The 9,919-nt window shown below is 68.6% G+C and carries 10 protein-coding genes and 1 tRNA gene; 3 read left to right on the top strand and 8 right to left on the bottom strand.

What is annotated here, in order from left to right; genetic code table 11:
• Positions 1-352 precede the first annotated feature (352 nt).
• Positions 353-427: transfer RNA gene (locus tag QZ753_RS16960), tRNA-Gly, on the bottom strand.
• 352 nt (positions 428-779) lie between these two features.
• On the opposite strand from QZ753_RS16960, the gene trxA reads away from it, so the two are divergent.
• From trxA to QZ753_RS16945, 3 genes are all read left to right on the top strand, one after another.
• The gene (gene trxA / locus QZ753_RS16955) at positions 780-1,760 is read left to right on the top strand and encodes a thioredoxin (RefSeq protein ID WP_294645323.1); all 981 of its coding nucleotides are present in this window, start codon (positions 780-782) and stop codon (positions 1,758-1,760) included.
• Between the two features lie 85 nt (positions 1,761-1,845).
• On the top strand, positions 1,846-2,526 hold the full coding sequence (locus QZ753_RS16950) for an LON peptidase substrate-binding domain-containing protein (RefSeq protein ID WP_294645322.1): 681 nt from the start codon (positions 1,846-1,848) through the stop codon (positions 2,524-2,526).
• A 34-nt stretch (positions 2,527-2,560) separates the two neighbouring features.
• Positions 2,561-2,752 carry a Trm112 family protein gene (locus tag QZ753_RS16945; RefSeq protein ID WP_055891830.1) on the top strand — a complete coding sequence of 64 codons (192 nt, stop codon included), beginning with the start codon at positions 2,561-2,563 and terminating at the stop codon, positions 2,750-2,752.
• A 79-nt stretch (positions 2,753-2,831) separates the two neighbouring features.
• Here the strand turns inward: QZ753_RS16945 and cysN are convergent, their stop codons facing one another.
• From cysN to QZ753_RS16910, 7 genes are all read right to left on the bottom strand, one after another.
• Positions 2,832-4,604, bottom strand: coding sequence for a sulfate adenylyltransferase subunit CysN (cysN, locus tag QZ753_RS16940; protein WP_294645320.1), 1,773 nt, complete (start codon positions 4,602-4,604; stop codon positions 2,832-2,834).
• The gene (cysD, locus tag QZ753_RS16935) at positions 4,604-5,506 is read right to left on the bottom strand and encodes a sulfate adenylyltransferase subunit CysD (RefSeq protein WP_294645318.1); all 903 of its coding nucleotides are present in this window, start codon (positions 5,504-5,506) and stop codon (positions 4,604-4,606) included. The genes cysN and cysD overlap by 1 nt, the downstream gene beginning before the upstream one ends.
• 76 nt (positions 5,507-5,582) lie before the next feature.
• Positions 5,583-6,359: a phosphoadenylyl-sulfate reductase gene (locus tag QZ753_RS16930; protein WP_294645317.1), complete on the bottom strand. Its 777-nt coding sequence runs from the start codon at positions 6,357-6,359 to the stop codon at positions 5,583-5,585.
• Positions 6,356-6,871, bottom strand: coding sequence for a DUF934 domain-containing protein (locus QZ753_RS16925; protein ID WP_294645316.1), 516 nt, complete (start codon positions 6,869-6,871; stop codon positions 6,356-6,358). Before QZ753_RS16925 ends, QZ753_RS16930 begins: the two co-directional genes overlap by 4 nt.
• Positions 6,868-8,553, bottom strand: a complete 1,686-nt coding sequence (locus tag QZ753_RS16920; RefSeq protein ID WP_294645315.1) for a nitrite/sulfite reductase — start codon at positions 8,551-8,553, stop codon at positions 6,868-6,870. Before QZ753_RS16920 ends, QZ753_RS16925 begins: the two co-directional genes overlap by 4 nt.
• A 97-nt stretch (positions 8,554-8,650) precedes the next feature.
• Complete coding sequence (locus tag QZ753_RS16915; RefSeq protein WP_294645314.1) at positions 8,651-8,989, bottom strand: DUF2849 domain-containing protein; 339 nt, start codon at positions 8,987-8,989, stop codon at positions 8,651-8,653.
• Positions 8,990-9,166: 177 nt separating this feature from the next.
• The coding region (locus QZ753_RS16910; RefSeq protein ID WP_294645312.1) for an FAD-dependent monooxygenase at positions 9,167-9,919 on the bottom strand (753 nt) is incomplete at its 5' end.

The raw sequence follows: 9,919 nt of genomic DNA, 5'->3' as shown, positions 1-9,919 counted from the left end.
GCGACGACCACCCAGCGCATGATCCAATCCACGTGCCCGCCCCATCCACAGACTGCGCGACCGGATCATCATGGCTCTTCGCCGCCCGACGACGCCTGCTCCAGTTCGGCGCAAGCTTAGCAAAGCTGCGGCAACCTCCAATAGAAGATTCACGCGTCCCGCGACTTTGCTGAGGATGACGCTGCGTCGGGATCGGCAGCGCCGGCCGCTGTGTCCTTCGGTGCGGCACGAGCCGCCGAAATCGACGGGACGGCGTCCCGCATCGAACACCGCGAAGCCTGCGACAATGCCGATGACAGAAGCTCGACGGTTGCCGAGCCTGACCGACGTTCCGATGTAATCTTGAAAAAAATGGAGCGGGCGATGGGATTCGAACCCACGACCCCAACCTTGGCAAGGTTGTGCTCTACCCCTGAGCTACGCCCGCCCGCTCCTCGCTTCCGCCGTTGGACTGTCGCCTCGGCGTCTGCGGTGAGCGGCTTATGGCCCAACCGGCGGAGGATTGCAACAGGGAAAATGACGATGGTGCGACATGCCGCCGGACCGCCCGTCCGGGCGCTCGGGACGTGCGCCTGAAAGACCCTCCGAGCCTGCGATGTCCGTTGTCGCGCGCGCCTTGATGGGGCAGTGCTTGCGCACGATATTGCGACCTGTCATCCCGAACGGGACCGGGCGGCCGCAGGGATCGTCCGGGAACGAGTTTTTCAAAGTGGGTCCCAGCCGGCGGCGCGCTCGAACGCCCGGCCGATGGCGGACCGCAAGCCACGCGGACGGTCTCGATGAGCAACAATCCCTACGCCTCGCAGCTCGGCGGCTACGGCGCCCAGACCACGGCCGCAGGGCTCGGCGGCAACGGGCGGAGCGCGGCACCGGCGCCGGCCGGCGAGCTCGTCAAGGACACGACCACCGCCGCCTTCTCGGCCGACGTGGTGCGCGAATCGCGCAACCAGCCTGTCCTCGTCGACTTCTGGGCGCCCTGGTGCGGCCCGTGCAAGCAGCTGACGCCGGTTCTGGAGCGCGCGGTGCAGGCGGCCGGCGGGCGCGTCAAGCTCGTGAAGATGAACATCGACGAGCACCCCTCGATCGCCGGGCAGCTCGGCGTCCAGTCGATCCCCGCGGTCTTCGCCTTCGTCGACGGCCAGCCGGTTGACGGTTTCATGGGCGCGTTGCCCGAGAGCGAGGTGAAGGCCTTCATCGACCGCCTGACCGCCGGACGCCCCGCGCCGGGGGGCGACCCGCTCGCTGATGCGCTGGAGCAGGCGGCCGGGTTCCTCGCCGCCGGCAACGCGGCGCAGGCCTCGCAGCTCTTCGGCGCCGTCCTCCAGCACGACCCGGAGAACGCCAAGGCGGCCGCCGGGCTCGCCGAATGCTATCTTGCGGCCGGCGATACGGCGCGCGCGCAGTCGCTCGCCGACGTGATGCCGCCGTCGGTGCTCGACGATCCGGCCTTCGCGACCGTGCGGGCGCGCCTCAAGCTCCAGGAGGAGATCGCGGGGCTCGGCGACGCAGCGGCGCTGGAGGCGCGCCTTGCCGCCAGCCCCGACGACCATCAGGCGCGCTACGACCTCGCCCTCATCGCGCAGGCCAAGGGCGACCGGGCGGGCGCGGCCGACCAGCTTCTCGAGATCGTGAAACGCGACCGCACGTTCGAGGACGACGGGGCGCGGCGCAAGCTCCTCGAATTCTTCGAGGCGTGGGGGCCGATGGACCCGGCGACCAAGGATGGCCGGCGCAAGCTGTCCTCGCTCCTGTTCCGCTGAACGCCGTTCGGCCGAGCGAAGCGCCGCACTTGGCGCACGCTGGCGCTGCGCCACTTGGGCGATGACGCGAAGGAGGATCCCAGCCGTGGTTCAGGTCGGAAACGTCAACTACCGCACCCTGTCGGATCTGCCCGAGGTCGTGCCCGTGTTTCCGCTCGCGGGCGCCCTGCTCCTGCCGGGCGGGCAGATGCCGCTCAACATCTTCGAGCCGCGCTACCTCGCCATGCTCGACCATGCGATCGCGGGCGACCGGGTGATCGGGATGATCCAGCCGCGCCTCGACGGCGCCGTGCGGTCCGACGGTGAGCCGGAGCTGTGCGCCGTCGGCTGTCTCGGGCGCCTCACCTCGTTTTCCGAAAGCGGCGACGGGCGCTACGTCATCAGCCTCCAAGGCATTGCGCGGTTCCGCGTCCTCGAGGAGACGGCCGGCCGCGAGCCGTACCGCCTCTGCCGCATCGCGCCGTTCTCGGCCGATCTCGACCCCGGCGAGGGCGCCGAGGAGGTGGATCGCGAGGGCCTGCTGAAGGCGTTCCGGATGTATCTCGAGGCGAACCAGTTGCAGGCCGACTGGGATTCGGTGTCGAAAGCCTCCAACGAGACGCTGGTCAACGCCCTTTCGATGATGTCGCCCTACGGCGCGGCGGAGAAGCAGGCGCTGCTCGAGGCGCCCGACCTCAAGACGCGCGCCGAGACGCTGGTCGCGATCACCGAGATTTCGCTGGCGCGCGAGAATTCGGGCGACGGCGGCGGGCAGATCCTGCAATAGGCGACCGCTGGACCAAAACTGGAAAGGACGCCGCATGCCGGACGAGGCCGAGCGCAACCGGCCGGACCCTAAGCTTCTGGAGCTTCTGGTCTGCCCGCTCACCAAGGCGCAGCTGAGCTACGACGCAGAACGGGGCGAACTCGTCTCGCGAGCGGCGCGCCTCGCATATCCCATCCGCAACGGCATCCCGATCATGCTGCCGTCGGAAGCCCGGCCGCTGGACTGAGGCCGGGCGCCTCTTCCGGGAGGCAGCACGCCGTTCCCAAGAAAAAGGGCGGGATCCCGGGATCCCGCCCTTTTCTCGTTCAGATGCCCGCTCCGTCGCGCACGTCGGTCGGATCGACGGGCAGCGCCTCCGTCTCGGCCGGCACCATGAGGCGCCGGAGATAAGGGCGCAGCACGAAGTCGAGGACGCCGAGGATCAGCGCCTGCCAGACGGCGAGACCGAGGAGGACGGCGATGACGGCCATCATCACGGCCGCCGCGCCGCGGAACAGCGTCACGCCGCGGGCGCGGCGGGCGTCGCTCGCGAGCGAGGGGCCGAGCCACTCCGCCTTGGCGCGGTCGAAGGCCGAGCGCGGCGCGGCGGGCTGGCCCTTGGCCGCGGCGGCGGGCGCCGGCATGCCGAGAAGCGTCGTCTGGGCCTCGGGCAGCGCGGTCACGATGCCGAGCGCCACCGTCTCGTTGGTCAGCTGGTCGATCAGGATGAAGGCGCCGAGCTCGCGGCTTTCCGCATAGGTCGTCGCCACCAGCGGCTTGTCGAAGGCGAGGGTGATGCGGCCGATCTCGTTCATCAGGAGCGCGTTGGCGGCGCGCGGCTGATAGGAGTGAATGTCGACCGCCTCGCGCAACGCGCGCACGGTCGCCGGCGTCTGCGCCGAGGCGAGCTTGGCGATGACGCGCGCGCCGGCGATCAGCGGCCGGTCCACCATCCAGAGGATCTCGGCCTCGAGCCGCGTCTGCGGCGCGATCGGATCGCCATCGCGCACGATCACGTCGCCGCGCGAGGCGTCGATCTCGTCGGCGAGCGTCAGCGTAATCGCCTCTCCGTCCTCGGCTTCCTCGACCTCGCCGTTCGGGCCGAAGATGCCTTTCACGTGGCTGCGCTGGCGGCTCGGCAGCGAGAGGACGGCGTCACCCTTTCGCACGCGCCCGCCCGCGACCGTGCCGCAGAAGCCGCGAAAGTCAAGGTTCGGTCGGTTCACCCACTGCACCGGCAGGCGGAAGAGCGGCGAGCCGGCTGCCAGCGTTTCGGGCTCGGCGCGCTCCAGCGCCTCCAGCAGCGTCGGCCCGTCGTACCAGGGCGCGGCAGGGGAGCGCGAGGCGAGGTTGTCGCCGTTCTTGGCCGAGAGCGGGATATAGGTGACGCTGGTGAAGCCGAGGCTCGGGCGGATCGCCTCGTAGCCTTTCACGATGTCGCGGAAGGTCGCCTCGTCGAAGTCGACGAGGTCCATCTTGTTGATCGCGACGATCACCGACTTGATGCCGACCATCGAGGTGATGAACGAGTGGCGGCGCGTCTGGGGCAGGATGCCCTTGCGCGCATCCACCAGAATGACGGCAAGCTCGGCCTGGCTCGCGCCTGTCGCCATGTTGCGGGTGTACTGCTCGTGGCCCGGCGTGTCGGCGATGATGAAGGCGCGCTTGCCGGTCGAGAAGTAGCGGTAGGCGACGTCGATCGTGATGCCCTGCTCGCGCTCGGCCGAGAGGCCGTCCACCAGAAGGGCGAAGTCGAGGTCCTCGCCGGTCGTGCCGAACTTCTTCGAATCGCGCTTCAGCGTGTCGAGTTGGTCGTCGAAGACGGAGTTGGTGTCGTAGAGGAGGCGGCCGATCAGGGTCGACTTGCCGTCGTCCACCGAGCCGCAGGTGATGAAGCGCAGGAGCGATTCGGCGGGCGAGGCGAGAAGCGGCATGTCGGCCTGCGGATCGACGATCTCGCCCGCGGCCGCGTCCGCCACCGCGCCGTCCGGCGCGGGGCCTGCGAAGGTCTCGTCCTCGGCCAGCACGCGCCCGTTGGCGGAAGCCGCCAGGATCTCGTCGCCGGCGGCGGTGTCTTGGGTCTTCAGCGCACCGCTCATCAGAAGTAGCCTTCCTGCTTCTTTTCTTCCATCGAGGCGCCGCCGTCCTTGTCGATCAGCCGGCCCTCGCGCTCCGAGGAACGCGAGCCGCGCATCTCGGAGATGATCCCGTGGAGGTCGGAGGCCTCCGAGCGGACCGCGCCCGTCAGCGGGTAGCAGCCGAGCGTGCGGAAGCGGACGGTCATCTCCTCGACGCTCTCGCCCGGCAGGAGCTTCATGCGCTCGTCGTCGCGCATGATGATCATGCCGTCGCGCACCACGACGGGGCGCTTCTTGGCGAAATACAGCGGCACGACGGGGATGTTCTCGAGCGCGATGTAGTCCCACACGTCGGCTTCCGTCCAGTTCGACAGCGGAAAGACGCGGAAGCTCTCGCCCTGCCGCTTGCGGGTGTTGAACAGGCGCCAGGGCTCGGGGCGCTGGTTCTTAGGCTCCCAGCGGTGCTCGGCCGAGCGGAACGAGAAGATGCGTTCCTTGGCGCGCGACTTCTCCTCGTCGCGCCGCGCGCCGCCGAAGGCCGCGTCGAACTTGTATTTCGCCAGCGCCTGCTTGAGGCCTTCGGTCTTCATCACGTCGGTATGGACGCGGCTGCCCGAATCGAACGGGTTGACGCCCGCCTTCACGCCCTCCTCGTTGATGTGGACGATGAGGTCGAGGCCGAGGTCTTTGGCGATCTTGTCGCGGAACTCGATCATCTCGCGGAACTTCCAGGTCGTGTCGACATGGAGAAGCGGGAAGGGCGGCTTGCCGGGCGCGAAGGCCTTCATGGCCAGATGCAGCATCACGGCCGAGTCCTTGCCGATCGAATAGAGCATCACCGGGTTCTCGGCGGTCGCCGCGACCTCCCGGATGATGAAGATCGATTCCGCTTCCAGGCGCTGCAGATGCGTCATGTGCTTCATGGCATGGGCTTTCAGCTGGGCCCCTTGCGTCGCGAGCCCGATGGTCGTTGGCCGGGTGGGCCCGGCCGGAATGGGATCAGAAGCTCGACCGCTCCAGAGCGGTGGCTCGGGCCTCTTCCGTGTCGCTCACCGCCACGGGGTCGTCGACATGGAGGCCGCATTCGCGCCGGGTCTCGTCCTCCCACCACCAGCGCCCGGCGCGCTCGACCTCGCCCGGCCGGATGGCGCGGGTGCAGGGGGCGCAGCCGATCGACAGGAAGCCCTCGGCATGCAGCGCGTTCACCGGCACGCCGTTCTCCGCGCAGAAGGCGGCGATCTCGGCCCTCGTCCAGTCGAAGAGCGGGTTGGCCTTCACCAGCTCGCGGCCATGGTCGGCGCTCACGAATTCCATGCTCTCACGGTTGGCCGACTGGTCGCGGCGAAGGCCCGCGATCCAGGCGTTGGCGCCGGCAAGCGCGCGGTTCAGCGGCTCGACCTTGCGCACGCCGCAGCAGGCCTTGCGCATCTCGGGTGCGAAGTAGAAGGCGTTGATGCCCTGGTCGTCGATGAGCTCTTCCAGCGCTTCCGCCTGCGGGTACTTCGCCTTGATGCGGCGTCCGTACTTGTCTTCCGTCTCCTGCCAGAGCGTGTAGGTCTCGGGGAAGAGGCGGCCGGTGTCGAGCGTCACCACCTCGATCTTGAGCTTTTCGGAGAAGATCAGGTGCGTCAGCATCTGGTCCTCGATCCCGAGCGAGGTCGTGAAGACGATGCGGCCGGTCACGGTCTCGCGCAGGTGCTGCAGCCGTCCCAGCGGGCTTAAGGCCGGGAAGGCGGCATTGAGCGCCTCGACCGAGGCGTCGAGCGCGGCGTTCATGCCCGCTCCCGCTGGGCGGCAAGGCGCTTCTGGAGGATGCTCATCTCCTCGCCGTAGCCGGTCTGGTAGTGGTCGCGCACGATGTCTTTCGCGGCCATCCACTGCTCCACCGGCTGGCGCGCTGCCATCGTGTCGGGCAGTTCGATCTCGTCGAAGCCGCAGTCCAGCGCCTCGCGGAACTGGTCGGCGATCAGGGGGCCGGAGGCGCGCAGCGTGCCCTTGAACCCGGCGCGGCGCAGGCGCTTGGCGAGCGACAGACCGCGCCCGTCCGAGAAGGACGGGAAGCCGATCGAGATGAGGTCCACCGTCGCAAAGTAGCCTTCGAGCGCGCCCACCGGCGTCTCGCCGCCGACATGGAGCCCGAGCGGCGTGTTGCGCCGATCGGCGATCGCCTGGTCGATCGTGGTCAGCGGCAGGATCACCGCGCCCTCGTGAAGCGACAGGTCCGCCCCCTCCTCGACGCGGGCGAATGTGTCGGCCTTGGCGCCGGTCTCGTCGAGAAGAAGGCTCATGCCGGCTCTCCCGCGGTCTCGCGCGCGACATAGGCGGTGAAGCCCTGCTTGAAGGGCTCGAGGCCCGCGCGCTTCACCGTGTCGATGAAGGTCTCCGATCCCTGCCGCTCGCGCTTGTAGACCTCGACCAGCGCCTCGATCGCGCCGGGCACCTGGTCGCCGTCGATGCCGGGGCCGACGCGCTCGCCGAGCGCCGCGTTCTCCGAGGCGTCGCCGCCCACCGTGATCTGGTAGTTCTCGCGGCCGGACTTCTCGAGGCCGAGAATGCCGATATGGCCGACATGGTGGTGGCCGCAGGCGTTGATGCAGCCCGAGATCTTGATCTGGAGGGGGCCGAGATCCTTCTGGCGCTCGTCGGAGGCAAAAAGGTTGGAGATGTCCTGCGCGATCGGAATCGAGCGGGCCGTCGCCAGCGCGCAGTAGTCGAGGCCGGGGCAGGCGATGATGTCGGTCACGAGGCCGGCATTGGCGGTGGCAAGACCCGCCGCCTTCAGCGCCGCATGGACCGCCGGCACGTCGTCGAGCTTCACGTGCGGCAGGACGAGGTTCTGGATGTGCGTGACGCGGAATTCGTCGAACGAATAGCGCTCCGCAATGTCGGCGAAGGCGCGCATCTCGGCGTCCGACATGTCGCCCGGCACGCCGCCGATCGGCTTCAAGGAGACGGTCAGCGCGATGTAGCCGGGCTGGCGGTGCGGGAAGCCGTTCTGCTCCACGAAGCGGTCGAGTTCGGGATCGGCCGCCCGCGCGGCGTCGAGCACCTCCGACGTCGCGGGCAGCGTCTCGTAGGCGGGGGCTGCGAAGTAGCGCGCGATCCGCTCGACCTCTGCCTCCGGCGCGTTGATCGTCGGGCCGTTCAGCTCAGCGTATTCGGCCTCGACGCGCGCCTTGAACTCGTCCGTCCCGATCTCGTGGACGAGGATCTTCACGCGCGCCTTGTACTTGTTGTCGCGCCGGCCTTCCGCGTTGTAGACGCGCATCACGGCTTCCAGATAGGCGAGAAGCTCGTCCTTGGGCAGGAAGTCGCGGATCACCTTGCCGATCATCGGCGTGCGGCCGAGACCACCGCCGACGATGATCTCGTAGCCGATCTCTTGGGTCTCCGGGTGGCGCAGCACGCGGATGCCGATGTCGTGGACCTTGATCGCCGCGCGGTCGTGCTCGGCGCCGGTGACGGCGATCTTGAACTTTCTCGGCAGCCAGGAGAACTCTGGATGGAGGCTCGACCACTGCCGGATCAGCTCGGCGGTCGGGCGCGGGTCCTCCACCTCGTCGGCGGCGACGCCCGCGAACTGGTCGGCCGTGACGTTGCGGATGCAGTTGCCGGAGGTCTGGATGCAGTGCATCTCGACGTCGGCCAGAAGGTCGAGAATGTCGGGCACGTCCTTCAGCTTCGGCCAGTTGTACTGAAGGTTCTGGCGCGTCGTGAAGTGGGCGTAGCCCTTGTCGTATTTCTCGGCGATCAAGGCCAGCTGGCGCATCTGCTTCGAGTTCAGCGTGCCGTAGGGCACGGCGACGCGCAGCATGTAGGCGTGGAGCTGGAGATAGAGACCGTTCTTCAGACGCAGCGGCTTGAACTCGTCGTCCGACAGCGAGCCGTCGAGCCGGCGTTCCACCTGGTGGCGGAACTGGGCGACGCGCTCGCGCACGAAGCGCTCGTCGAATTCGTCGTAACGATACATGCCGCTGGTCCTTCGTGTCCTGCCGCGGGAGCCTCCCCGGTCTCCCGCCCGATCCGACTGTTCAGGGCGCGTCCGCCCCGTCCTCGCCGAAAACCTTCTAGAATTCCGCCTGCTTGCCGTACTGCGTCAGCATGGTCGGGCCCTTCTGGCGGATCGCCTCGCGGAAGTGGTTGGCGACCGGCAGCCCGTTTTCATCGCGCGTGACCTCGACGAGATAGGGGTCGACGATCCGGTTCTCGGAAAAGCCCCGACGCCCTTCCGCTTCCATCCAGGCGGCGGTGTCGGCGTCGTCGGCGATCAGGGCCGCCTTCGGGTCGAGGCTCCAGCCGTCCTTCGTCAGGAACACGACCTCGCCTTCGAGAAGATCGTTGGCCGTCATGATGACCGGAAGCTTCGGCCCTTTCGCCTTTGCGCCCGCCTTGACGTCGCCCGCCATGTTCCTCGCCCCGCTGCCCAATCCACGCACGCCGTCCGCGGGCGGATCGAAATCCGCCGCGGCGAGGCTGTCATCGTTCTAAATAGGCCAAGGCGCAAGCGGTTGCGCCGTCGCCCGTTCCAATCCGGGGGCCACGAGGGGAAGGAATTTGCGCGCCGTCCCCATCGGGGCGTCGGTTCAGATCGGCAGACCTTGTAGAAGGCGCGGCGACGGACCGCTCGTGATGCCCGACGCCTGCGCGATGAAATGCCGCTTGGCGAAGGGCGCCCGGTCGACGAGCGACAGGCCGAAGGAGCGCACGGCGCGCACCAGCGCGCTGTCGTTGGAGAACAGGCGGTTCAGGATGTCGGTGGTGACGCCCATCTGCACCGTGTCGAAGCGGCGCCAGCGCTGGTAAAGCTCCAGCGTGTCGAGGGCGCCGATGTCGCGGCCGAGCCGGGCGGCGTCGACCACCACTTCCGAGAGCGCCGCCGCGTCCTTGAAGCCGAGGTTCAGCCCCTGGCCGGCGATCGGATGGATGCCGTGCGCGGCGTCCCCGGCGAGCGCGATGCGCGGCTTCACGAAATCGCGCGCGAGCGTGAGACCCAAAGGAAAGGCGCGCGGGCGGCCTTCCACGGTGAGGGCGCCGAGCTTCAGGCCGAAGCGCTGCTCCAGCTCCAGCTCGAACACCATGTCGTCGGCACGCAGAAGGCGCTCGGCCTCGGCGGTCGATTCGGTCCAGACCAGAGACGAACGGTTGTCCTTCAGCGGCAGGATGGCGAAGGGGCCGGCGGGCAGGAAGTGCTCCTCCGCCCGGCCCCCGTGCGGGCGCTCGTGAGCCACCGTCGCGACGATGCCGCTCTGGCCGTAGTCGGTGTGGACCGTGCGGATGCCGGCCATGTCGCGGATCTTGGAGCGCACACCGTCGGCCGCCACCAGAAGCCGGGCCTC

This window comes from uncultured Aureimonas sp. (assembly GCF_913775355.1).
In the GTDB taxonomy this organism is placed as follows: domain Bacteria; phylum Pseudomonadota; class Alphaproteobacteria; order Rhizobiales; family Rhizobiaceae; genus Aureimonas.
Note: the sequence above shows the minus strand (reverse complement) of the source record. Positions and strands in the feature narration are given on the sequence as shown.